General features: G+C 55.1%; 26 protein-coding genes and 1 tRNA gene. 14 read left to right on the forward strand and 13 right to left on the reverse strand.

Translation table 11 applies throughout. The annotated features are described in order from the left end of the window. Window positions 1–180 precede the first annotated feature (180 nt). Together GRI36_RS12430 and GRI36_RS12435 are read left to right on the forward strand one after the other, a co-directional pair. Entirely contained in the window at window positions 181–861 is a 681-nt protein-coding gene (locus tag GRI36_RS12430; protein ID WP_235902481.1) for an RHS repeat-associated core domain-containing protein, read from the forward strand. Between the two features lie 228 nt (window positions 862–1,089). Next, complete coding sequence (locus GRI36_RS12435) at window positions 1,090–2,085, forward strand: RHS repeat-associated core domain-containing protein (RefSeq protein WP_328598392.1); 996 nt, start codon at window positions 1,090–1,092, stop codon at window positions 2,083–2,085. Between the two features lie 552 nt (window positions 2,086–2,637). Here GRI36_RS12435 and GRI36_RS12440 read toward each other — a convergent pair. The 5 genes from GRI36_RS12440 to GRI36_RS12460 form a co-directional block, all read right to left on the reverse strand. Then, window positions 2,638–3,006, reverse strand: coding sequence for a TrbC/VirB2 family protein (locus tag GRI36_RS12440; protein ID WP_160598743.1), 369 nt, complete (start codon window positions 3,004–3,006; stop codon window positions 2,638–2,640). A gap of 266 nt (window positions 3,007–3,272) precedes the next feature. Next, window positions 3,273–3,905, reverse strand: a complete 633-nt coding sequence (locus GRI36_RS12445) for a tyrosine-type recombinase/integrase (protein ID WP_160598744.1) — start codon at window positions 3,903–3,905, stop codon at window positions 3,273–3,275. A 202-nt stretch (window positions 3,906–4,107) separates the two neighbouring features. Then, window positions 4,108–4,887: an alpha/beta fold hydrolase gene (locus GRI36_RS12450; protein WP_160598745.1), complete on the reverse strand. Its 780-nt coding sequence runs from the start codon at window positions 4,885–4,887 to the stop codon at window positions 4,108–4,110. Further along, window positions 4,887–5,780 (reverse strand): SDR family oxidoreductase, encoded by an 894-nt coding sequence (locus GRI36_RS12455; RefSeq protein ID WP_160598746.1) that lies wholly within the window; start codon window positions 5,778–5,780, stop codon window positions 4,887–4,889. The genes GRI36_RS12450 and GRI36_RS12455 overlap by 1 nt, the downstream gene beginning before the upstream one ends. Then, window positions 5,777–7,441, reverse strand: a complete 1,665-nt coding sequence (locus GRI36_RS12460; RefSeq protein WP_160598747.1) for an FAD-dependent monooxygenase — start codon at window positions 7,439–7,441, stop codon at window positions 5,777–5,779. The genes GRI36_RS12455 and GRI36_RS12460 overlap by 4 nt, the downstream gene beginning before the upstream one ends. A gap of 88 nt (window positions 7,442–7,529) precedes the next feature. Between GRI36_RS12460 and GRI36_RS12465 the strand changes: the two genes are divergently transcribed. Then, window positions 7,530–8,126 carry a TetR/AcrR family transcriptional regulator gene (locus GRI36_RS12465; RefSeq protein ID WP_160598748.1) on the forward strand — a complete coding sequence of 199 codons (597 nt, stop codon included), beginning with the start codon at window positions 7,530–7,532 and terminating at the stop codon, window positions 8,124–8,126. 77 nt (window positions 8,127–8,203) lie between these two features. On the opposite strand, the gene GRI36_RS12470 is transcribed toward GRI36_RS12465, so the two are convergent. From GRI36_RS12470 to GRI36_RS12485, 4 genes are all read right to left on the reverse strand, one after another. Then, window positions 8,204–8,836, reverse strand: coding sequence for a tyrosine-type recombinase/integrase (locus tag GRI36_RS12470; protein ID WP_160598749.1), 633 nt, complete (start codon window positions 8,834–8,836; stop codon window positions 8,204–8,206). A gap of 97 nt (window positions 8,837–8,933) precedes the next feature. Continuing rightward, window positions 8,934–9,479, reverse strand: coding sequence for a DUF5681 domain-containing protein (locus tag GRI36_RS12475; RefSeq protein ID WP_160598750.1), 546 nt, complete (start codon window positions 9,477–9,479; stop codon window positions 8,934–8,936). Next, a complete protein-coding gene (locus GRI36_RS12480) occupies window positions 9,476–9,991 on the reverse strand; it encodes a DUF5681 domain-containing protein (protein WP_160598751.1) in 516 nt (171 codons plus the stop codon). Before GRI36_RS12480 ends, GRI36_RS12475 begins: the two co-directional genes overlap by 4 nt. Then, the gene (locus GRI36_RS12485; RefSeq protein ID WP_160598752.1) at window positions 9,988–11,292 is read right to left on the reverse strand and encodes a site-specific DNA-methyltransferase; all 1,305 of its coding nucleotides are present in this window, start codon (window positions 11,290–11,292) and stop codon (window positions 9,988–9,990) included. Before GRI36_RS12485 ends, GRI36_RS12480 begins: the two co-directional genes overlap by 4 nt. A gap of 178 nt (window positions 11,293–11,470) precedes the next feature. Here GRI36_RS12485 and GRI36_RS12490 point away from each other — a divergent pair, with 178 nt between their 5' ends. From GRI36_RS12490 to GRI36_RS12500, 3 genes are read left to right on the forward strand one after another with little or no spacing between them, the layout of a single operon-like run. Further along, on the forward strand, window positions 11,471–11,695 hold the full coding sequence (locus tag GRI36_RS12490; RefSeq protein WP_160598753.1) for a DUF3489 domain-containing protein: 225 nt from the start codon (window positions 11,471–11,473) through the stop codon (window positions 11,693–11,695). Continuing rightward, window positions 11,692–12,099, forward strand: coding sequence for a DUF2924 domain-containing protein (locus tag GRI36_RS12495; RefSeq protein ID WP_160598754.1), 408 nt, complete (start codon window positions 11,692–11,694; stop codon window positions 12,097–12,099). Before GRI36_RS12490 ends, GRI36_RS12495 begins: the two co-directional genes overlap by 4 nt. After that, the gene (locus tag GRI36_RS12500; RefSeq protein ID WP_160598755.1) at window positions 12,096–13,694 is read left to right on the forward strand and encodes a recombinase family protein; all 1,599 of its coding nucleotides are present in this window, start codon (window positions 12,096–12,098) and stop codon (window positions 13,692–13,694) included. Before GRI36_RS12495 ends, GRI36_RS12500 begins: the two co-directional genes overlap by 4 nt. Window positions 13,695–14,067: 373 nt before the next feature. On the opposite strand, the gene GRI36_RS12505 is transcribed toward GRI36_RS12500, so the two are convergent. Beyond that, window positions 14,068–14,157: transfer RNA gene (locus GRI36_RS12505), tRNA-Ser, on the reverse strand. A 170-nt stretch (window positions 14,158–14,327) separates the two neighbouring features. Between GRI36_RS12505 and hspQ the strand changes: the two genes are divergently transcribed. Both hspQ and GRI36_RS12515 read left to right on the forward strand, forming a co-directional pair. Next, window positions 14,328–14,708, forward strand: coding sequence for a heat shock protein HspQ (gene hspQ / locus GRI36_RS12510; protein ID WP_160598756.1), 381 nt, complete (start codon window positions 14,328–14,330; stop codon window positions 14,706–14,708). A 161-nt stretch (window positions 14,709–14,869) separates the two neighbouring features. Then, window positions 14,870–15,046: a hypothetical protein gene (locus GRI36_RS12515; protein ID WP_160598757.1), complete on the forward strand. Its 177-nt coding sequence runs from the start codon at window positions 14,870–14,872 to the stop codon at window positions 15,044–15,046. On the opposite strand, the gene GRI36_RS12520 is transcribed toward GRI36_RS12515, so the two are convergent. Then, on the reverse strand, window positions 15,043–15,933 hold the full coding sequence (locus tag GRI36_RS12520) for an ABC transporter permease (protein WP_160598758.1): 891 nt from the start codon (window positions 15,931–15,933) through the stop codon (window positions 15,043–15,045). The genes GRI36_RS12515 and GRI36_RS12520 overlap by 4 nt on opposite strands. An 85-nt stretch (window positions 15,934–16,018) precedes the next feature. Here GRI36_RS12520 and GRI36_RS12525 point away from each other — a divergent pair, with 85 nt between their 5' ends. The 6 genes from GRI36_RS12525 (at window position 16,019) to GRI36_RS12550 (ending at window position 20,491) form a co-directional block, all read left to right on the forward strand. Continuing rightward, window positions 16,019–16,714: a GcrA family cell cycle regulator gene (locus tag GRI36_RS12525; RefSeq protein WP_160598759.1), complete on the forward strand. Its 696-nt coding sequence runs from the start codon at window positions 16,019–16,021 to the stop codon at window positions 16,712–16,714. A gap of 136 nt (window positions 16,715–16,850) precedes the next feature. Beyond that, window positions 16,851–17,627, forward strand: coding sequence for a molybdate ABC transporter substrate-binding protein (gene modA / locus GRI36_RS12530; protein WP_235902263.1), 777 nt, complete (start codon window positions 16,851–16,853; stop codon window positions 17,625–17,627). Next, a complete protein-coding gene (modB, locus tag GRI36_RS12535) occupies window positions 17,624–18,325 on the forward strand; it encodes a molybdate ABC transporter permease subunit (protein ID WP_328598393.1) in 702 nt (233 codons plus the stop codon). The genes modA and modB overlap by 4 nt, the downstream gene beginning before the upstream one ends. Next, window positions 18,315–18,938, forward strand: coding sequence for an ATP-binding cassette domain-containing protein (locus tag GRI36_RS12540; protein WP_160598761.1), 624 nt, complete (start codon window positions 18,315–18,317; stop codon window positions 18,936–18,938). The genes modB and GRI36_RS12540 overlap by 11 nt, the downstream gene beginning before the upstream one ends. Window positions 18,939–18,988: 50 nt before the next feature. After that, on the forward strand, window positions 18,989–19,513 hold the full coding sequence (locus tag GRI36_RS12545; protein WP_160598762.1) for a DUF1993 domain-containing protein: 525 nt from the start codon (window positions 18,989–18,991) through the stop codon (window positions 19,511–19,513). A gap of 45 nt (window positions 19,514–19,558) precedes the next feature. After that, window positions 19,559–20,491: a DUF481 domain-containing protein gene (locus tag GRI36_RS12550; RefSeq protein WP_160598763.1), complete on the forward strand. Its 933-nt coding sequence runs from the start codon at window positions 19,559–19,561 to the stop codon at window positions 20,489–20,491. Window positions 20,492–20,500: 9 nt separating this feature from the next. Here the strand turns inward: GRI36_RS12550 and GRI36_RS12555 are convergent, their stop codons facing one another. Together GRI36_RS12555 and GRI36_RS12560 are read right to left on the reverse strand one after the other, a co-directional pair. Beyond that, window positions 20,501–21,283, reverse strand: coding sequence for a DUF3142 domain-containing protein (locus tag GRI36_RS12555; protein WP_160598764.1), 783 nt, complete (start codon window positions 21,281–21,283; stop codon window positions 20,501–20,503). Continuing rightward, window positions 21,240–23,378 (reverse strand): outer membrane protein assembly factor BamD, encoded by a 2,139-nt coding sequence (locus GRI36_RS12560; RefSeq protein WP_160598765.1) that lies wholly within the window; start codon window positions 23,376–23,378, stop codon window positions 21,240–21,242. Before GRI36_RS12560 ends, GRI36_RS12555 begins: the two co-directional genes overlap by 44 nt. Between the last annotated feature and the right edge of the window lie 48 nt (window positions 23,379–23,426).

The following is a 23,426-nucleotide window of genomic DNA, read 5'->3' on the forward strand; positions in this document are numbered from 1 at the left end:
TGCCGACCGGCTTGGCTCGATTGTGCAAGAGGTGAAGCGCGATGGCACGGTCACTGCATTGGGCAGCTATGATGCGTATGGTATTCCCGGCGCAAGCAGCGGAATTAACAATCAGGGCCGGTTCCGCTATACAGGCAGACTTGGATACCGGAGCTGGGAATGTATTATTACAAAGCCCGCATGTACTCACCGACGCTGGGCCGGTTTATGCAGACCGATCCGATTGGGTATTCTGATGGGATGAATATCTATGCCTATGTGGGCAATGACCCGCTTAATATGGTGGATCCGAGTGGGATGGAGGCAGTGTGTTCCTCGTCTTATCAACAAGTCGGGGTAGTTGTTTTTGACCCAGAAACGGGAGAGCTAATTATTGAGGCTTCGTTGGAGAAGCACACAGTTTGTTGGGACTTGGGGGACTATACCTATGACATTGGTGTTTTGGTTGGTAAGACAAATAATACACCTGAAGACACCCCGATGTGTCGACGTTTAAGGGCGGCATCAGATGGTGCTAGGTCTAATTTGCCAGGCCGAGTAACGGAACCAAAAATTTGGAAAGACCCTGTCGCATTGAAGGCGGCACAATTAAACAAGTTGGATAATAGGTTCGACGCGGCCGCAGTACCAAAAGCAGCGGGCGTAGTGGCGGGGTCAGTTTCCGGCTTGGGTGTGCTTGCAGTGACTAGAAATAACAAAGCAGCGGCTGGCGCTTTTGCCGCTACCGCAGCGGGCGTTGATGCGAGTGTCTCGCTGGCGACCAATCCGATCAAGAATTATTATTCTGGCGAAGCTGCAAAGATTCAGGATAGACTTGACTTCCTCGAATCTGTGGCTGAGGGATCATGTCCTTTGAGGTAATATGAAAAACGTAACTAAAAATATTTCCTTATCAATTCTGGCCTCAACCTTAACAATTGTCAGCTTGCATTTGATAGAATTCGGGCTTTCGTACCCTAATCCTGACCAAAAGGAGGGGGCAATTTTATATGGTGCCGTTTTATTTATAGCTTGCTTTTTATCGCTTTTGGCCGGTGAAAGGTATAATTCCAATTTTGAGGATTAGAATTACGGGGTTCGCTGCAACAGGTGCAGCAACCCCTAAATCACGGCCTCCATTCGGTCGGCTATCCCGGCAGCAGCACCGCCAGAAACGACGCGCATTACCTTTATGCCGACCGGCTTGGCTCGATTGTGCAAGAGGTGAAGCGCGACGGCACGGTCACCGCCATCAACAGCTATGATGCATACGGCATACCGGGCGCAAGCAGCGGAATTAACAATCTGGGCCGGTTCCGCTATACAGGGCAGACTTGGATACCGGAGCTGGGAATGTATTATTACAAAGCCCGCATGTACTCACCGACGCTGGGCCGGTTTATGCAGACCGATCCGATTGGGTATTCTGATGGGATGAATATCTATGCCTATGTTGGTAACGATCCGGTGAATTACGTTGATCCGACGGGACTAGCTGTAAGCGGTGGAAAGTTTGGCAACTGCAAATTGATAGGTCTTAATAATTGGATCATTTCGAACGGTGCAACGGGCGAAGACATTGGATATGAAGATGGAGATGTGCATACTTGGATATCTGTATGCGCAGAAGATAGTGGCCTAGCCCATGATGGCAGTCGCCCGCCTCCGGGCGCAGGCGGTCTAGATAAAGCAGATTGCGTCAATCCTAATCCAGTTGTTCATTTAAAGGGCAGGTTAGGAGCCGGAGGCGCTGCTGTCGGAATCACGACATTGATAGCCGAATTGATTGATCCACTTACGCAGAGGACTTGGTCAATACACTTGTCAGGATTTGCTGATTTCGCTGCTGGATTGGGCGTAGTTTCCATAACAGGGACGCTACCAAATGGTCCTTCGACATTTGAGAAGAATGTCACGATTGAATGGGGAGCAATCGGCCTTGGTCCGGCATCCATTAGTTGGGTTAATTTTTATGGAGCAAACGTTGGAAATGCAGAAGTAGCAGTTAGTGGCCTTTTCAATTTCCCCGTCGGCGGGATGATAGTGGAGGGGAGCATAGAAACTAGAAAAACTTCCAACGGGATATGTGGAGCAAAAAAACAGTGAAAATTTTCTGGATTTCAACTTCAATTATGTTGGCATTATCATGCGTTATGTATTTTTTTGAAGAATTATTTGATGATTTTATGTCGTATAACAAGGCCAAGAATTCCCTCATTGTAGCTTATGTAATAATAAACTTGATTTTTATTCTAAAAAATAGAAATGTATATTTGAAGAATTGGATGTCTCGGATGGCTTTATTCTCTGCTTTTGTGTACCTTGTTGCAGGATTGCTTACGCATTCAAATTTTCATATTGGGAGTGCAGGTGCCGGATTTCTACTCGTTTTCATTCTTATATATTCAAAAAAAGAGTATAATTTATGAAAACTATAAATGTTATTTATATTAGACATACAGAAAAATAATATTTCTCTATTTTGTAAAAAATTATGCGAATACATTAATATATGCTATCCAAAGTTCGAGTAAAGCGAAGCTTTTTTGTAATTATAAATAGCGCGCGATGCCGATGTTTTTTCTGAAATCAAGAGGCTTGAAGATTAACTTGTTGGTTTTAATATCAGTGCTAATCAGAAGAACCGTCGGGGCGAACCTATTCCCTATCATCCCTAAGCGAAGCCCCGCCATAGGGGTTGTAATCCGACTGAGGTAATTCCTCCCTCGGTCCAAGGTCCTGCGATTGCGGCGGCATGGCAACCACCGGCGCGTTTTGCGACTGCCCCAGTCCCATTAGCCCAGCCGCAATCACCGGCGCGCCAAAGATGATAAAGCACCCGCCAATCACCCGCACCCCCTGCCGCCACTCCAGTCGCCCCGTCAGCAACATCAACCCGACAAAAGCCACCGCCAAAACACACAGCCCCGTCGCAACGCTGCCAAGCATCGTGCCCACAATCCAATTGGCTGAATCACCCAGCGCATTGCCGCCCGAAGGCTCAAATAGAGATTGTCTAACGCTCATAGGTGGCCGGTGCTCAATCCTGACGGTTCAAAAGGTACAGCGCGATTATTGCGCATCCCCGCCAAAATGCTAGCAATTTTCTGCTTCGAGGTATTGCCGTAACCCCGAGCATCGCGATGCTCTCTTAACGGAGAAATCGCGATGTGGATTTTATCAAAGCACCAGCCTGCACACTCAATAGTCATCGTAAGACTGAGCCATACATAATGTCCGCTTCCCACCCAGAAGCAGACGCCAGCCCGGTATCGACCGGCGCCCAACAGCGGTCAGATTTCCGTTTTCTCCGCGAGTGTGAGCGCATCTTCGATGTCCACGCCAAGATAGCGAACAGTATTCTCTATTTTCGAATGACCCAACAGTATCTGGATCGCTCGTATGTTGCCCGTCGCTTTGTAGATAATCGAAGCCTTAGTTCGCCGCAGCGAGTGCGTGCCGTATTCCTCTGACCGAAGGCCAATAGCCTCAACCCATTCATCTACCAGTCTGGCATATTGACGCGTGCTCAAATGATTTGAGTGCTCGATCCGACTTGGAAACACATAGTTCTCAACAGAACCGCCTCGACGTTGAAGCCAAGCGAACAGACTGTCACGTGCATCTGCCGCGATTTCAAACTGAACGGGTCGCCCAGTTTTGCGCTGTGTGATTGCGGCCCGCGTTCGAACGTCAGGTCCGCTGACCAGATCCCCAATCTTGAGCTCAACGAGGTCACACCCCCTCAACTTGCTATCGATTGCTAAATCAAAGAGAGCCCGATCACGAATGCGTTGCTCGCGGTCGAGAAAGAACCGGATGGCCCATATCTGTTTCTGTTTGAACGGTCTCTTAGGCCCGATCTTCGCCCCAAAGTTCCAAGGGACGCGGTTTTGAGTCGCAGGATCGAATTGTGAATAAGTCATCTTCTTTCTCCTTGGCCGGAATGGCCGCGAAGAATGTCCGCTTTCCGGGACTAAGATTTGGCATCGCTGAGACCGAGAATGGGCGCAATTCTAATTGACGACAATTGGGCCGATTGCGGACTATCGGGAATTGGCGTGAGATAGCTAAAGATCGAATACTGTAGTCGTCAGACTCGAACCTATGCAAAACTGAGTGAACGGATCACTCCGGATCGCCGAGGAATCGGCTCAACATCCGGTTGAAGGACTTGGGTCGCTCGAAATAGGGCGAGTGTCCGGTCCCACTGATCACCTTCTGCTGTGCATGCGGAAAGTTATCAGCCATCGCCGCCAGTGAACCCGGCGGCCAGATCGGATCATCTTCGCCTGAGATCATCAGAACCGGGAATGGGATCTTCGCCAATTGCTCTTCCGGCAAGAGTGCAGATGGCGCGAAAAGCGGGCCGATTGCAGCTGGATTCGGCGGAGGATTGAACGCAGTGATCTGGCGAAACAGAAACGACTTTGTTGCGCTGGCCTTTTCGAACTGTTCCGAGAGCGTCATTTCGGCGAGGCCCTCCGGTCCGATGTTCTGCAAAGCCGCCGCGAAGGCTTGCATCGCCGGACCGTGCGCCACGCCCGCCATTGAGCAGCTTAGGACCAGATGCTCCACGCGCTCTTGCGCTGCGAGCGCTGCCCGCAATGCAAACCATCCGCCCAAAGATTGGCCAATCAGCGTGCCTTTCTCGACCCCGGCATGATCCATGACCTCGAGCACCACTTCGTCCAGCCTATCAGGATCAAACCCGCCATCGCGTGCTGGGGTTTGTCCGAATCCCGGCAGGTCGATGCAGATTACCGTGTGGTTCGGCGCGAATGCTTCGACCTGCTGGAACCACACCGCTGCGTTGCCGCCTGCGCCGTGGATGAACACGAGCGCCGGTCCCTCACCTTCGCGCGTGTAATGCGTGCCTGCCGCTGTAATATTTTGATGTTTCGTCATCACCCAGGCTCCTGGCAAAGCAAGCGGTCGAGATGCGCGGGCAATGTGGTTGCTTCAAAACCGCCTATATCGCTTCGAGCATCCTTCGAGTGATACCCGTGCTTGTCGAAGTGAACCAGCAAGGGAATGACCGATGACATGCGGTCTTTGCGCAGCCGAAACACCGGCGTCAGCGCACGAAAGAGATGGAAAGTCGGGAAACGCGATGGCGCGCGGATTTCGAAACCTGCCGCTTCACTAAGCAGCACTTCAATTTGGGAAATGGAGAATGTGCCGGGCGCTACCAGATCGATCCTGTCGTTCAGCACCCTGCCTTTCGCTAGCAATTCGCTGGTCACGAAACGTGGAACGTCGCGCTGGCTGGTGAAAGTGAAGCGGCGGCTCTTGTTAAGCGGGAAGAGGAATTTGCCTTTCTTGAGCAGCTCGACCCGCAGATCGAACAGGTCTTCCATGTAGGTCCCGCAGCGCAGAATCGAAAAAGGAATGCCGCTCTCGGAGATCATCTGTTCGATCGCATGCTTGGCATCAAGAATCCCGACGCCGTGCTTGCGCTCGACCCCGAGACAGGAAGTGTAGATAAGATGGGGGACGCCTGCCGCTTTCAATCCTTTTAGTACCAGCCGCGCAGCTTCGATCTCGCTTGATGGATCATCACTGAGACCCATTGGAGTGACAAGGAACACCGCATCCGCCCCGTCAACCGCACGCGCAACATCAGCGGGCTCCATCATGCTGCCCTGGACTATTTCGGCCTGCGGATAGCGCCTGCGAACTTTGTGAGGCTTGCGAGCAAGAAGACGCAGGTTTGCACCCTCTTCGCAGAACCCCTCGACGAAGTGATGGGCGACCGGCCCCGAACAACCGATCGCCGCTACAGTGACTTTCTCCTTCACTGTCTCCCCTCCCGCTGCAAGATGTGCTCGAGAGCAGCAATAAGACCCTTTTCCTTCGTGTCGCGCGATTTGGCGCGCCATGTGATATGTGCGTCAGGCCGCACCAAAACCGCGCCGTCGCTTTCGATCTCGAACGCTTCAAGGAATGTGCCATCATCCCGCAAGCCAGCGCTGCCGATGCGGTAACAGGCGATGGGCAGCCCGAGCTCTTTGCGCGCAGCATCGACTTCCTGCTCCCACTCTTGGCCATCCGGCCCGACCAACAGGGTAAAGGAGGAGCCGATCAAGTCGAGCGTCGAGAGCTGGTCGCCCTCCTGCCCCAGCCACACATGCGGCGCGCGGCAGCCGGGCGTTGCTGCTGGTATGTAATCCGAATACGAGTCTTCGGCCTGCTCCGGAATAGTTCCGTCCGGGACAATGGCTGGCGACTGATACCAGCTGCCGAACTCGACCCCAAGATGGTTGCCGTAGCGATGCGATTCCGCAACGATCTGTTCGGCGGTAAGGCCGCTGTCCTCGCCTGTGGCTGAAGCGACGTTGATCCGCTGCACGTTCGACGCGTTGACAAAGCTTTGCATCACGATCTGCTGCGACACCGGTCGGCGTTCGTCGTGATAGGTTTTGACTAGATCCCAGCCTGCCTTGCCTTGCGCAAAGAGAGCCAGCTTCCACATTGCATTGTGCATGCCCTGAAGCCCAGTGTTGACGCCTAAGCCACCGGTAGGAGGGAATTGGTGCGCGGCATCGCCGCAGACCAGCGCGCGGCCCTTTGTGAAATGATCGACTGTCGTGGCATTGAGCTCCCACAACCCGAGCGATAATACTTCGACCTCAAGATCGGGCACGCCTGCTGCAGCGCGCACCCATTCGGCTGCGCGTTCCTTTGTGAAGTATTCGAGCGAGAACTCATGCGGCTCGACATTGATCTGCGAGAGCCAGCGGCCATTGGCATCGAGCGGTTGGAGCACGCCGGTGGCATCCTGGTTATTCACGAACAGCAAAACGCCGTGTCGGCCATTCAGATGGCTTTCGATGTCGGCGCGGAAGTAGCAATTGACCAGCTGCTTGACCGCTTTTTGGCCTTCAAGTTTGAGTCCTAGTGCGTCTCGCATCGGGCTCGCCGCGCCATCGGCTGCAACCATGGCGCAACCGGAAATGACTTCAGTCTCGCCAGAGAGACGGTCCTTGATCTCGAGTACGATGCCGTCGTCGCCCTCCTCGCCACCCTTGAGCAGGCGAACGGCCTCAGTCGAGAAACGCAGGTCGACAAGCCCGCTCGAACGCAGCGCCTGGAGCATGATCTCCTCGATCCGGTCCTGCGAAGTCATGGTCGGCTCGGCCGGGCTCACGTCTGGCCCCGGACCTTCAAAACCCTTGCTCTCGATTTGTCCGTATTCTTCGCCGCATGCGTTTTCGAGGAAACGGATCGGGCTCTTCCAACCGGGAGGGCAATCGATGCTGCGTAGCCGCTTATATGTTCCCATTCCCCAGCCGCGCGCAATTTCCATCGTGCGGGTATTGAAGTTGCGGGTCTTGGGGTGATGCGAGGTGCTGGGGTGTTTCTCGATCAGTATGCTGGGCACACCAAAACGGCTAAGCTCAAGTGCTGCCCCCAGTCCGACCGGCCCGCCGCCTACGATGATGACTTTTCCCGTATCCATGAAGTCCTCCTGATTGAGACCCGATTGCTACTTGCTATCCTGAACCGAATCGCTATTAACGATACAAATGTCTCATTAAGGAGAGGGCATGTCAAGCGCCCAAAAATCTTCGCCTATGCGCAAAGCTGCGACGAAACGACCTGGAGGGCGAACGTCGGAGGTGACGAGCCGCGTGTTCGAAGCCACAATGGCGCTGCTTGAGGAGGCCGGAATCTCCGCTGTCTCCTTCCAACGCGTGGCCGAGCGAGCCGACGTTGGCCGAGCAACGCTCTATCGCCGTTGGCCCGAGCCGACATTCCTAGTCGCGGATGCCTTGGCTGCGACCGCAGCGGATCGCATCAAAATCCGCGATACTGGCAGCTTGCGAGGTGATCTTGTGGCCATGCTCGAACAGATTGGTGCCTTCATCGACAGCCCGACAGGTAGGGCTGCAATAATCGCCGGCCTTTCGGGGCGAGAGCAACCCGAGTTTGCCAAGTTGGCCCGGCAATTGTGGGAGCGCCGTCGCGAAGATGTCGCACCGATTTTCGAACGCGCCAAGAAGCGCGGAGAACTTGCACCTGAAGTCGACGCGGATGTGTTGTTCGCACTGGCCGCTGGAGCTCTCTACGCACGCATGATCGTGATGGCGAAGCCCATCGATACTGAGTGGGTGGAAAGCGTAGTCGATCAGCTGGTGGGCTAGGTGTGACCTTTGCCTAGGTTCGCCCACCGTCTCCAGAAGCGGACGCTGGCCCAGATGAAACCAGCGCCCGACTCCTGTCAGATCTCAGTCTTTTCAGCAAGCGTGAGAGCATCTTCGATGTCAACGCCTAAGTATCGAACGGTGTTTTCAATCTTCGAATGTCCCAGCAATATCTGGATTGCCCGGATGTTGCCGGTGGCTTTGTAGATGATTGAAACTTTGGTTCGGCGCAGCGAATGAGTGCCATATTCCTCGGGTCGCAAGCCAATCGCTTCAACCCACTCATCAACAAGCCTAGCGTATTGTCGCGTGCTCAAATGACGGGTGTGATCAACACGGCTGGGAAAGACAAAGTCTTCGACGTCACCACCTCTGAGTTCGAGCCAGGCGAAAAGACTTGCACGCGCGTCTGCCGCAATCTCAAACTGGACAGGGCGTGCAGTCTTGCGCTGGGTAATTGTCGCTCGCGTTCTGATTTCCGGACCACTGACCAAATCGCCGATCTTCAGCTCAACGAGATCACAACCTCGCAGCTTACTATCAATCGCCAGATCAAACAGCGCGCGATCTCGAATGCGCTCTTCGCGATCTAGGAAGAATCGGATCGCCCAGATCTGCTTTTGATTGAAAGGACGCTTGGGCCCGATCTTGGCGCCAAAATTCCATGGCACACGGCTTTGTGTTGCTGGATCGAATTGTGAGTATGTCATCTTCATTCTCCTTGGCCGGAATGGCCGCAGAGAACGTCCGCTTTTGGGAACTAAGAAATTGGAAGTCTATGTCTTGAATTGGGGCGCAAAGCTGACATCAGCCCTTCACTTCCCACCAATCAGGCCAAGTAGCTTTATGCGGCGTGCGCGTCGCGCCCCAAACTTCGCGTTGCTCCTCGATAGTAAGCCGCCTGTCGCAAAGCCGCTCAAGCGCTTCCTCAACAATCCACGGGCTCAATTCCCATCGAACCCGCTTTTCGTCGGCCGGGAACTTCTTCACAGCCAAACCAAGCGTTCCGATGATCGCATCAGCGCCGGAACTAATTGCGGACAGGATTATCGTATCGATTCCTTGCTGATCATCGCCGCGAACCGAGCGTGCATTCTCGATTGCATCAAGCGAAGCCCGCGCCGCCGAACTGTCTCCAGCGAGGCCCTTTTGAGTGAGTTGAAGCACAAATGCTTCGGCTGCGGTGACGCGCCGCTCTCGGCCATCCTCACGGATCGTCACCATCTGACCAAGCACCGCATCATAAGGAACAGATTTGTGACGGTTTTTCGGGCGCCCCTTGGGGTTGCCAGAACTGCCCTTCTTGAACTGCGTCTCAGTTGGCGGTTTGCCGCGGCCTACAGCCTCGCTCATGCGATCTTACCACGCGGCCATTTCAGGGTGTCAGGATCGAAGGTGAAGAACTTGATGCTGTCGACTTCTCTACGGTCAAACTTCTTGCGTCCTGGGCGGCTCAGCGCGGCTTGGGTCGCCCATGCATGGACCTTCCATCTGGTTGGAAATTCAGGTTCAGGCTCTGCGATGCCCAGGATGCGCAACGCTTCGTTCGCGTTGTCAGAGTGGTGATGATGTTTGAGCTCGATCCTGTGGCGCGGCGCGGCGTTCTTTTTTGCTAGCTCCGCTTCTCGCTTTTCTATCATCTTGAGGACTTTGCGGATTGCCATCCGCTTGCCTGCAAGAGCATCTTTTAAGGTTTGCTGCTGAAGCGCTTCTTCAACACTCGCCTCGCGCGATTTCCCGTTCTGGGTAATGACTAACGTCTTATCGAGGATGATCTCGAACGCTGACACATTGGGCCTGCGCGGCTTGCGCGGACGCCCGCCGGGATTACCCGACTGCCCAGGCTGGAACCGCGATCCGCTCATTCGCTAACCTTTTCGCCCTCGCGGAAGACGAGTTTCGGCTGCTTGCCGGTAAGATCACTCCAGCGCTGCATTGCAAGATCCACATAGGCTGGATCAATATCGAGACCGCGGAACGCGCGGCCCACACGCTCGGCTGCAATTAGGCTGGTGCCCGAGCCCAAGAAGATGTCGAGAACAAGCTCGCCCTGTTTTGTGACATCCTGATAGGCATCAGCCACCATCGCCACTGGTTTTACCGTAGGATGGAGCGCTAGATCCTCGCGGCGCGAACCGCGCATTGAGTTGACGCTTGGATAATCCCATACATTGGTCCGGTTGCGGCCGTGTTTGCCAAGCTCGACATTGTTGACGTGGGACGCGTCACCGACACGGTAAACAAAGACCATCTCGTGCTTGGAACGATAAAGCGAGCCCATCCCTGCATTGCTTTTGTTCCAGACGCAGATGTTGAGCAGGTCCCCGTAAACTCCGTCTACCGACGCGGTCACATCATCCATGTGTCGCCAGTCCATGCACACAAAGTGGACCGCACCGTTTCGCGATACTTTGGCACAGGCACCAAGCGTGTCGGCGAGGAAGCTGCGAAACTCACTCTCGTTCATCTCGCCCGATGCCATCGCGAACTCGCGGTGACGTCCCTTGGCATTGGCATGACCATTGATTTTCACATTGTACGGAGGATCAAGAAACGCGCAGTCGATCGAGGCACCCTCGCCCACTACCTTCTGCAAGAACTCGGTATTGCGCCCGTCGCCGCAGGCGACCCTATGCTCGCCAAGCTGCCAAATATCGCCAGATTGAACTCGCGGGTTTTCAGGAACGGCGGGGATTACTTCGTCATCAGGGTCGTCGCTGTCAGCAAGTACGACGTCGATCTCACCAGTACTAAAGCCGGTCAGGCCAAGGTCGACATCCACTTCTGGTAGCGAGAGATCGGCAAGCTCTAGCTTGAGAATTTCAAGGTCCCAGCCCGCATTGAGCGCGATCTTATTGTCGGCGAGGCGCAGAGTCTTCTTCTGTGTCTCACTCAGCCCGGTAAGCGTGATGACCGGGACTTCGGCAAGGTTCAGTTCCTTGGCTGCTCGCAGACGGCCATGCCCCGCAATAAGGTAACCCTCCGGATCTGCGAGTATGGGGTTCGTGAAACCGAAAACACTGATCGACTTGGCGATTTGCCCGACCTGTCGTTTCGAATGCGTTCGCGCATTACGCGGATCTGGGACGAGCTTGTCTGTGCGCGTGTAACTAACTTCAATCCGGCGGTCAGCAGCTATGCTTGCAAGTGTATCTTTTTCAACCATACAGTGAACATAACAGGTCCGTTTGTTCTAATCTAGCGCACCAGGCGTCCGTGTGGGGATATCTCGCTTCCGCTGGACTTCGGCAAATATTCGAGCATTGCTGTTCCTGCGCCCGGCAAGCTGGGCTTGCTTCGGTAGCGGCAGTCATTTTCGGCTCCCGCATCAACCGGAGGATGACATGACCAAACAATTACCCACCAAAGCGCCCAGCAAACTTGATACTCTGGAGAAGCTGCTCAAGCGCAAAAACGGCGCAAGCATCGCTGAGATGACCAAGGCAACCGGATGGCAGCAACATTCCGTACGCGGAGCGATGGCAGCTGCGCTAAAGAAGCGCGGACATATCATCAGTTCAGATAAGATTGACGGTGTGCGCCGCTACCGAATCGAGTCAGCATCGTGACCCGAGTTACCGAAAGTCTGGTCGCCGATGTCGAGACCATGGAGCTCGACGAACTGCGTGATCACTGGAGGCGGCGCTACGGCGCCCCTCCCTCGCTCCGTTCAAAACCCATCATGCGGCAACTACTCGCATGGCGGATACAAGCCGAGACCTTTGGTGGACTGGCACCCGAAACCCGCAGAACGCTTGAACGCACCGGAGCAGTGCAAGCCGAAGGCCGCGAGCTGGGCGTCGGCGCACGCCTTACCCGTAACTGGAAAGGGCGCGAGGTCATCGTGATTATCGAGGAGGACGGGTTCCGCTGGAATGAAGATCTATTTCCCAGCCTGTCGGCTGCTGCCACCGCCATCGCAGGATCGCGCTGGAACGGGCCAAGGTTCTTCGGCCTGCGAGACACACAATGAGCGAAACGAAAAAGCGCTGCGCGATCTACACACGCAAAAGCTCCGAAGAAGGTCTCGACCAATCGTTCAACTCACTCGATGCGCAGCGCGAAGCTTGCGAAGCCTATGTTCTGAGCCAGACCAGCGAGGGTTGGTCGGCATTGCCGACCCTTTATGACGATGGCGGGTTCTCGGGCGGGAACGTGGACCGCCCAGGCCTTCAGGCTCTACTTCGAGATATTGAAGCTGGCGAAGTAGACATTGTGGTTGTTTACAAGATTGACCGGCTCACCCGTAGCCTCACGGATTTCTCTCGTATCGTCGAAACTTTCGAGAAGGCCGACTGCAGTTTCGTCTCAGTGACCCAGTCGTTCAACACCACCTCCTCCATGGGCAGGTTGATGCTCAACGTGCTGCTGTCATTTGCCCAGTTCGAGCGCGAGGTTACCGGAGAGCGCATTCGCGACAAGATTGCAGCATCCAAAGCGAAGGGCATGTGGATGGGCGGCAACTTACCTCTTGGGTACGACCGGCCCAAAGAAGGGATGCACAAACTGCTGGTCAATGAGATGGAAGCGCAACACGTGCGCGAGATCTTCGCGCTTTATCTCGAGCTTGGATCGGTTCACGCGCTTGAGCGCGAGCTTGCTGAGCGGCGTATCCATTCCAAACGCCGCGAAACTCTCAAAGGCAAAATTGTTGGCGGGACGCTGTTTAGCAGGGGCGCTCTGTTTCACCTTCTTCGCAACCAGATCTATCTCGGTCGCATAGTGCATAAAGACGAGAGTTTTGAAGGCGAGCATGATGCCATTGTTGATCAGCAGCTATTCGATCAAGTTCAGGCAGAGCTTGATTCCCAAAAGCGCAGGCATACCGCAGCAGCGGATCAGCGCGGTGCCACCGCGCCGCTGACCGGCAAGCTATTTGATGCTTTGTGTCACCCGATGACCCCAACGATTTCATACGGCAAGACTGGCCGAAAATATCGATACTATGTCTCGGCCCCGCTTCAGCAGGGCCGCGCGGCAGCATCAGGTAAAAAGATCCAGCGGCTTTCGGCGCCAGCTATTGAAAGCGTAGTCGCAGAAGCTGTTGGGCGTTGGGTTCCAAAAACAGCGGATGTCTTTTCACTGGTTCGCTCGGTTAGCCTTGGCGACCAAGGTCTCCATATTACGGTAGATGCGGATCAGGCTGGGCACTTCTCCAGCATGCTTCACGAAATCGAGAAGATTACTGACCGCCACAGCGGTCAGGTCACCATTCTCCTGCCGCTCGCCTTACCGCTTCGCGGAGGCAGACGGCACATCGTTCCAGCCAGCAGGCGCAGCGCACGGCCTGATCCGGTCCTCATTATGGCGCTGCGCAAAGCACATGCGATGGCCGCATTCAAGAAGGGGTTACCGCTTGTACCGGTCGCGCCAGCATCACCCTATGATCGCAGCATCTTGCGTCTTGCGTTTCTCGCGCCGGATATTCAGCAGGACATTCTGGACGGGCATCAACCAGCAAGCTTTAACCTCCAGATTCTCAAGAAAATCGACATCCCGCTTTGTTGGTCCAAGCAGCGTATAGCGCTCGGATTTGGCGATAATCGATTTCCCTGTTCTGCCGATTAACAGGCCTGTTATTGTCGATATAGCTCCCTGTTCGGGGCATTTAATTCCCTGTTCCGTCGATTAACAGGGAAACGGTATTATCACGCCCGTAACCCACGGTAATCAAGGGCTATTTTTCAGCGTGAATCTGGAGAAATCGTGCAAAAAGCCCTGTTATTAGCCCAAAATGAGCAGTTTTCCCTGTTAATCCCTGTTATAACAGGAAAACCGAACCCATGCGGTGATCGTCAGAGACTGGCCCGCCAAAAGTCGCCTGATATTGCTGAAGAGACGCCGCTAATGATCTGCTCCATACGGAATGGGGCGCGCAAAGCCGCCTGTTCCGCGGGTTAGCGAAGGCGGTCTGTCAGTAGAGACTAGTGCTGGGGGTGCGTGGAGGAGAGACAGGGATTCGAACCCTGGGTACAGTTGCCTGCACAGTAGTTTTCGAGACTACCCCGTTCGACCACTCCGGCATCTCTCCCCATAGCACAAAGCGCGGCGGGCGCGCATCGACTGGTCTTGGGAGCGAGGCGGTTAGCGGATGGGTTTGCCCTTGCCAACCCCCATTTTAACTGTCCACCGCATTGGCTAGCGGGGGAAGTTTTCTAGACACGCTTGTTTCGCAACTGCGAAGGGCTATATTGGCCATATATGGAACGCACACAGTTCTTTTCCCAGACCGCAGGCCGCACGATTGATGTTCCTCGCCATGCGAGCGCACGCTTCGGTATAGGCGATGTCGTGCGTCACCGGATGTTTGATTTTCGCGGCGTGATTTTCGACATCGATCCCGTCTTCGCCAACAGCGAGGAATGGTACCAGTCGATTCCCGAACACATTCGCCCTGATCGCGAACAGCCCTATTATCACTTATTGGCGGAAAACGACGAATCATCCTACGTCGCTTACGTCAGCCAGCAAAATCTATTGCCCGATGCCGATGGCGGCCCAGTAGAACACCCCAATGTTGAGGAATTGTTCGAAAGCTTTGACAATGGCGGATATAAGATGCGGCGCTCGCTCACGCACTAAGGCTTCGGACGAGGTGCTGCGCTGACCCTAGGGGGAGGCATTATGGCGGCGCCATTTTTGCGCTATACTTTCTGTTAAGCGAGCAATCTTTGCGGTCGCTAACGAGCGGCTATTCTGGCTCAACAAAGGAATTATCTGCCAATCGGTCCCTGCGAAACTCATTGGGGCGGTCACCTTGGATTGAAGGCAAGGGCGAACACGGCAGTCTGCAGATCAAGCTGAAAGGCAAAGCGTGTGATTACGAACCGAAAGGACTGAAATTCATTATCGGTGACATCGCTGGCGCTGATGCAGCGAAAAAATCCATCCGCGATTTGGCCGAGAGCTTGCGGACTTAATCCTTCAGCTTCCAGCCTGATTTGAGCACGCGGTAAGTTATTATCGCGAGCACCAAATTAAACACACCCAAACCAATCGCGCTGTGCAGCACCGCCTCAGTCGTATTCCCGATATCGCTTTGGTCGAGGAAGCCGAAGCGGAAGCCTGAAATCACGTAGAAAAACGGATTTAGCCGACTGATAGTCTGGAACATTGGAGCAAGATTATCGATCACATAGAATGTGCCCGATAGCAGCGAGAGCGGCGCAACAATGAAGTTGCTAATCGCCGCGTTGTGATCGAATTTCTCAGCCCAAATCGAAGTAAGTAAGCCAAGCAGGGCGAGCATGGTGGCGCCCATCAGGCCGAACCATACCACGGCCCAAGGGTGCGCCACAGCAAGGCTGACGCCGGGCCACAGCACCATTGCCAAAGCGACTGCCCCGCCAACCATAATTGCGCGGGTCACAGCAGCCGCGACAATTCCCGCCATCAATTCGCCTTCGGACAAAGGCGGCATCAGCAAATCGATAATTGTGCCCTGGATTTTGCCTGCCAGCAGTGAAAAGCTGGAATTGGCGAAAGCATTTTGCATCATGCCCATCACAATCAGCCCCGGCGCGACGAAGCTGGCGAAGGGAACACCCAGCACTTCTCGGCCCGAACGGCCTAATGCGACCGAGAAAATGACCAAGAATAGCAAGGTTGTGACCGCCGGAGCCCAAATCGTCTGCGTCTGCACCTTGAGAAACCGCCGAACCTCCTTAATATAGAGACTCCACAATCCAATGCGGTTGATGCCGGTGATGATCGGCACGCCCCGCGGCGGAAAGCGAGTTTCCTGTTCAGGAGAATTCCCGGCCAGAGACTCGTTCGAATTATCGCTTTTGTGGGCTTGATCGGCCATAGACCCGCGCCTAGGGCCAATGGCTAGAACTGGCAAGCGCCACCGGGGCCAAAATGCCCTGTATGAACAGATATGGAAATACTGAATGAGTTGGACTGACGAACGGATCGCCACACTGCAAAAGTTGTGGGAAGGCGGTTCAACCGCAAGCCAGATCGCCGAGAAGCTCGGCGGGGTCAGCCGTAACGCGGTGATTGGCAAGGCGCACCGCCTTGGCCTAAAATCGCGCCCGTCGCCGGTAAAGGCAAATGACAAGAATGCGGCGCCTAAAAAGCCTGCTACAAAGGCAGCGCCGAAGAAACCGGCAGCAGCAGCGCAGCCGATTCGGCGCGCAACACCGCCACCCTCGCCCAAACGCCCGCCGAGCAACGCGGTCGAATTAGCTGCGCGTGCGGCTGGCGAAACCATCCCGATGCAGCCTATCCCGAACAAGTCACCCGACATGCCCCGGATTGTCTCTGTCGGACCGGGCGGATTCTTGCGTCAGGGGCCTGGCGATCAACAGCCCCCGATCCCGCCAGCGCCACCGCGCCGTTTGGTTCCTGCCAAGCCGGGACCTGAAGTTGCCGATAAGACAGGCTTGCTTGATCTGTCGGATAAAGTCTGTCGCTGGCCGATGGGCCACCCCGGTGAGCCGGACTTCCACTTCTGCGGCACTGAAGTAAACCCCGGTTTTCCCTATTGCGTCGAACATTGCGGTCGGGCGTTCCAGGCACAATTGCCGCGCGGTTCACGCCGCCCCCCTCCCCCTCTGCCATTCGGCGGTCCTCGGGTGCGCTAACATCCAAGCCCAATCCGAAACATGAAGAAATATCGACGGCTCGCCTAATTGGCGGGCCGTTTTTCTATGGCGTGCGGCCCTTGCTTACCGCTTTGGTCTTGCATGGCCGTCGACCTTCGAGCAACGGTCTGCATTGATGTCTATGCGCGCAATTCTAACCAGTCTGTTCCTTTGGCTCGCTTCTTCGTCACTGCTATCAGCTTGTGCCGCATCTCAGCCGCGAGGCCCGATTGTATTTGCCGCATCCAGCCTGCAAAAGCCGTTGGAAGAATTGGCAAGCCTCTGGGTGGAAAAAGGCAATGATCCGCTAGTCTTGTCTTTTGCATCATCGGCAACACTAGCACGGCAAATCGACAATGGTTCGCTGTCCGATCTGTATATTTCGGCCGACGAGCAATGGATTGAGTATCTGGTTACGGCTGGACGGTTGGACGACAGCGCAGTGCGCGTTGTGGCTACAAACTCACTTGTTCTTGCGATATACGGAGAAGAGGGCGCTCTTTTGGCATCTCAAAATGTGCCCACAACACGCAAATTTGTAACTACCGGAAAAATTACTACGGGCGATCCGGAAACCGTTCCACTTGGCCGGTTTGCCGAGCAATGGCTGCAAAGCGCAGGATTGTGGGACGCGGCCAAGCCGCACCTTGTCCCCGCGCAATCATCGGGGGCTGCGGTGAAGCTGGTGCTAATCCGCGAGGCCGATGGCGGTATCCTGTACGCAAGCGATGCGGCCAGCATCAAAAGACTTGTCGCCATTCGCGCAATACCGCCTGAAAGCCATTCGCCAATTGTCTATCAGGCGGTACTGTTGCCCAGTTCCGCCCATCCCGATGCCGGTGATTTTCTCGAATTTCTTGCATCGGACGAAGCGCGCCAGGCGTTCGCCAGATACGGATTCGGCGTTCCGTGAATTCGTCGCTGTCTCCGGCAGAGTGGCAAATTGTCGCGCTGTCTTTGCGGGTGACTCTGATCGCCGTAGCCATGACTTTGCCGGTTGCCTACGGACTTGCGTGGGTGCTCGCTCGAAACCGGTTTCCCGGGCGCTTCTTGCTCGATGCGCTGGTGCATTTGCCTTTGGTTCTCCCGCCAGTCGTAACCGGCTACGTCCTGCTGCTAACTTTCGGCCGCAATGGCCCGATTGGCGCGTTTCTGGAGCAGACCTTGGGGATCAGCTTGGTGTTCCACTGGACAGGCGCCGCGCTCGCCGCTGCAGTCATGGCGCTGCCATTGATGGTGCGGGCAATGCGCCTGTCGATTGAAGCAGTGGACCGAAAATTGGTCGATGCTGCACGGACCTTGGGTGCGGGCCGGCTGCGCGCCTTTTTTACCGTCACCCTGCCTCTCAGCCTGCCCGGCATTTTGGCAGGCGGAGTGCTGGGCTTTGCCCGTGCGATCGGCGAATTTGGCGCGACCATCACTTTTGCAGCCAATATACCGGGCGAAACACGCACCTTGCCCTTGGCGATTTACACCAAACTGCAATTGCCGGGCGGCGAAATCGCGGTTGCGCGGCTGGCGATTATCGCAGTCATCCTCTCGCTGGGCGCGTTGATACTGAGCGAATGGCTGGTGCGCCGCTCTGCTGGAAAGGACGCACATGTCCTTTAATTTGCAAGTCAACCAACGGCTTGGTGACTGCACCATTGATGCTGCCATCCAGTCAGACGACAGGCTAATCGCGATTACCGGCCCCTCCGGCGTAGGCAAAACTTCACTGCTGAATTGCATCGCAGGATTAGCCACGCCTGCCGCAGGCCATATCATCATAGATGGCAGAACCTTGTTCGACAGCACGAGCGAACTGAACTTACCGCCAGACGCACGCGGTTGCGGGTATGTCTTTCAAGACAACCGCTTGTTTCCGCATAAAAAAGTTTTGGCAAATCTGATCTATGGGCTGACAAGGAAGGCAGAAAGCGCTGCCCTAATGTCGTTTGATGATACGGTAAAGCTGCTTGGAATTGGTCATCTTCTGGACCGCTGGCCAGTTGCGTTATCCGGCGGAGAGGCAAGACGTGTGGCAATTGGCCGCGCGCTGCTTTCGGTGCCAAGCTTCCTGTTGCTTGATGAACCCCTAGCCTCGCTAGATGCGAGCAGGGGCGAGCAGCTGCTCTGCGCAATCGAACGGATTCGGGATGAGCTAAATTTGCCGATAATCTATGTTAGCCATGATCGCAGCGAAATTGACCGATTGGCTACCACTGTGCTTGCTATGGACTAATATCGCAGCAGGCTTACACCCGTAAAAAATCAGACTTCTCGGAGGTGCCTATGTCGATTTCCCTTCACACCGCAATCGTTCCAACCTGGCTTCAAGTGATCGCGTCCACCCGCGCTTTGGTAGACAAGGCAGAAGATTGGTGCGCGGAGAATAACGAACCTGCAGATACGTTGATCAATGCGAAGTTAGCCGAAGATATGTGGGGCATCGGCTGGCAGATAAACAGCGTGTGGATGCATAGCGCGCATGCTGTGAATGCCGCGAAGTCGGGGACATTCGCGCCCGATTTTACCGATGTTCCGAACAGTTTTGACGCTTGCCGTGCCAAACTTGATGCCGCGCGCGATACGCTGCTGGCGGTTGAATCCGATGATTTGGATGCTTGTGCCGGAAACAATGTCGATTTCGTAATGGGCGGTAAGGTGCGGATGAGCTTTGATGCGCAGAATTTTCTGCTCGGCTTCAGCATTCCCAACTTCTATTTTCACGCTGCCACCACCTATGATATTTTACGGATGAAAGGGCTTGAAATCGGCAAACGAGACTATCTCGGCGCGATACCTGTAAAGAGTTGAATAACGGGCTGGAAAGCAGCTGCGGCCAACATTAAGAACCCGCGCATGATACATCCGACAGTAACACGTAGCGCCCATGCCGCAGCCATCACCGCCATTCTGATTGCTACTCCAGCTAATGCTGATGTGCCTCAGCCTGTGCGCGAGATGATTGATGCCGCAATCGCCACGGGTGACGCAGATAAGGTCGCGACAGTGCTGGAACTGGCTAAGGTGACCAACCCTGATGATGCTGCAGAAATTGACAGCATCGCTGCGGCGTTTGCCGTAAAGCAGCAGCAACTTGCCAAGGCCGAGGCCGCCGAAAAAGAAGCCGCGATCCGTTCTGCCGGACTGTTCGACAATTGGTCCGGCCAAGGGCAGATCGGCGCATTCCGTTCAACCGGAAACAACAGCGACACCGGCCTTAGCGCGGGGCTGAAATTGCAGCGTACCGGAATCAATTGGCGGCACAAACTCAACGCTCTGGCTGATTTTCAGCGCACCAATGGCGTTACCACTCGGGAGCAGTTCCTGCTCGGATATGAACCAAATTACCAGATCAACGAACGGCTGTTTGCCTATGCGCTCGGCCAATATGAGCGCGACCGATTTCAGGGGTTTTCGTCACGCCTCTCGGCATCTGCGGGCATCGGCTATGATGTAATCGACACAGACGCGATGAGCCTGTCAGTCAAAGCAGGGCCAGCCTATCGCAAGACGTCCTTTATCGCGGGCGGCAGTGACAGCAGCATTGCCGGGCTGGCAGCAATGGATTTCGACTGGAGTGTTAGCGACACGATCAAACTGACACAGGATGCAAGCGCATTCATCCAATCGGGCAACAGCACCTATCTCTCGACAACAGGTCTGGAAGCCAGCTTGGGCGGCAGCCTGTCGGCGCGCGTGTCCTACGCAGTCGAGCATGACACCGATCCGCCAGCTGGTGCGGTGCAGACTGATACGCTGACACGCTTTACGCTGATCTATGGCTTCTGACCGGACGTGTTACTTCCGGACCTTCTTATGCTTCTCGCCAAGCAGAAATACTATGAAGCCGCGAAAGTCAGGATCTGAGGCGAGCTGTGCGGGTGCTTCCCACTCGCCGCCTTCCACAAGCGCCACTTTGTAGGGCATGTCGAGCCGTTCAGTTGCCGCAAGATAGCGCCGATAATCCTGGATCGTCACGGTTTCACGATATGTCTGGATGACAATTTCATCGAGCGCATCGCGCATCGCATCCAGTTCCTGACGCGGCGCATTGGCCGGCCAGTCCATCAGGCCCGTTGCGGAAAGTTTCAGGCCTTCAGGCAAACGCAGCCGGATATCACGCAAGAATTTGGCGTAATCGCCCAACTCGTCAGTACTGGAATCGAAATCGACCTGCACGCCGGTCAGGCCGCCGTGCCGGTTCCACCTGTCCGCCTCGCGGGTCAATTGGGTGTAAGCCGCTTCTTGCCAATCAAGCCGTTCAGCGCGCACCACCAGCCATTTCTCGTCAACTATCGCGGTCGGCGCGGCGCGGCGCAGCGGGACTATTCTGCTCGGATCATCAATTCGCAGTTCACCCCACAACAAATATACCGCTTGGGCATCATCCATCGCAGCAGGTGCAGGCACCCCGGTCCATAGATAGAATGCAGAGTAATCGGCGGCATTGATCGTGCCGGCTTGCTGGTTGGCATTCAGATCATCTGGCTCGGCGCAAGCCGCGACTGTCAGACAGGCCAGCGCGGCAAGGACAAACTTACCAATAATATTCCAGCTCCCTCGCCCATTTGGAGCTGCCATAGTCGCGTTTTAACCGGCGGAACCAACTTGCACGGACGGGCTCGTCGACGCCGTCACCGCCGCAAGAGTTGGCATTGGCGGGCGCGTAACAACGGATCGCACGGTAGAGTGCATAGGCGCGGTCATCGCGTGATGCCGTGCGGTCAGCCATAATCGAAGTGTAGAAATCATGCCTTGGAGTTGCGGCGCCCGGATAGAAATTACGCTCTCCCAAAGCCCCCGAATTGTCGCCTCCATTGTAGCGATCACCGAACCCAAAATTATCGAATCCGTTCAAGCGGTAGAAATCACCCAGACACAGCCGCGATCTTGCATTTCTGGAATTTCGTGCAAGTGCCCGCACAGTTGTTTCCAGTTGGGGGCAGGCAATTCCGTCCGAGAACTTGCCCTTGTTGAAGATATGCACCGGCGATATCTCCGCATCAAGGATGCTCCAAAGGCCACTCTCATCGCTTCCCAGGAATTGTTTCGTCAAGGGCAGGTCTTGCACAAACCCGGAATATTGGCCGTGCTCTAATTGCTTGATGAGAGCAGAGAACAAAGCAAAGCTTCGCTCGGAAGCGGGTAAATCCGCGCTTCGGGCCTGCGCCTTAAGAATATCAGGACCTGCAGATTGGTCGAGCAATATCCGCCGTATACGCAGATCGGTGATCGGCGAACCTTTGGCGAAGACCTTGTCCAATTGTCCAGCTTGTTCGTAATTTCGCGCAAGTGCCAATTCTACGGCGGGCCGCTGCCAAATGCCCTTGGAACCCTCTATCAGATCGAGCCAGAATCCGGCTTCATTGCGGTCCTTCAATGCGTGCAGGGCAAGTCCGCGCAGATATTGGCGGCTGAAATCGAGCGGGGTGTAGCTTTCCTCCCGCGCTGCATCGGGCAACAATTGCAGCACCGCACGATAGTCACCCTGAACGTAAAATGCGTGATTGGCTTTCAGCAAGCCATACAGTTTGGGGTGATCGGCAAAGGCGGCTGCCTGTCTCTCAAGCTCGGCTGCACTGATCAGATTGTCCGGCTGTTCTTCTGAGCCTGCCCATGTTCGCATCCGGATCAGATCATCCGCAGCCAGCAACAGGGCGCGCGTTTCGATTTGTCCATCTCTAGGATTGAGGAATTTGTCATCGACTTCGTCGATCAAATCAGCCGTGCTGCGATCCGCCGGATCTGCCCTCTGCAGCAAATCATCGTAGATCGGGGCGAGCGCTGAAAATTCACCTCGAAGCCACAAGGCCTTCCGAATTAAACCGGATGCTGATTTTGCGTATCGTCCGGCAGGATATTCAGCCAAATACTCGCGAAACTCCTTTTCCGCTCTGGCAGCTATCTGGCCATTTGTTTGGTCCGGCTCGTAATCGCCCCACTCATCCTCGCCCGTTTCAATCGCTTCATTGAGCGAATTGCGGGCGATCATATATTTCGAGGTTTCTTTGACCCACTCGTCGCCGCCCATTCGGGCAAGTTCAGTATAGTATTTAGCCGCGCGGTCCCAATCGCCTGCATAAAAGCTCATCGACCCTTCGGCATAGGCGAGGAAGGCTCCCGGCTTGGCCGTTGCTCCGCCGAAATCGGCTTGGGTTTGGAAATACTTGCCGTTGCTGGCGAAGAGGTTTCCGACTGCTCCATTATTGCAGACGTCCTCAATTGCGCTGCGTGTGGTGCCTAAGAAGCTTCTCCATTCCGGCCGAACCGGCGGGTTCTTGGCCAAAGCGGTGGAGAAGAGTTGGCCGCCCGTCTCGACCGTCTGGCAGCGGGTCCCCGAGTGGGCCGGCCATTCCTTTTTTGCCGGGTCAGGAAACCAAGCAGCGCGCATATAGGACCAGCGCATGAAATTTCTGCCGAAGGAAGTATCCCATCCCACATCAGGATAGCTCAGGCCCGCGCCATCCTGACCAGCGCGATCCTGAATCAGCAGAAACAAATTTATCCGCGAGTCATTGCCGGGCGAAATGGCTATCTGGCTGGCGCAATTAAGGTCGGGATTCTCCGGCTTCCAATCTGCCGAGCAATAATAGCCGCCTGCCTGTGCTGGAATGCTCCAGGCACCTATTGCCGTTCCTGCCGCCAATCCCAAGCCGAGCATTGTTTTCTTGAACATCGCTGCCTCCCCCTTCGAGCCTGGGCAGCGTTGTCTCACATCCAAGCT

The organism is Pontixanthobacter gangjinensis, from assembly GCF_009827545.1.
In the GTDB taxonomy this organism is placed as follows: Bacteria; Pseudomonadota; Alphaproteobacteria; order Sphingomonadales; family Sphingomonadaceae; genus Pontixanthobacter; species Pontixanthobacter gangjinensis.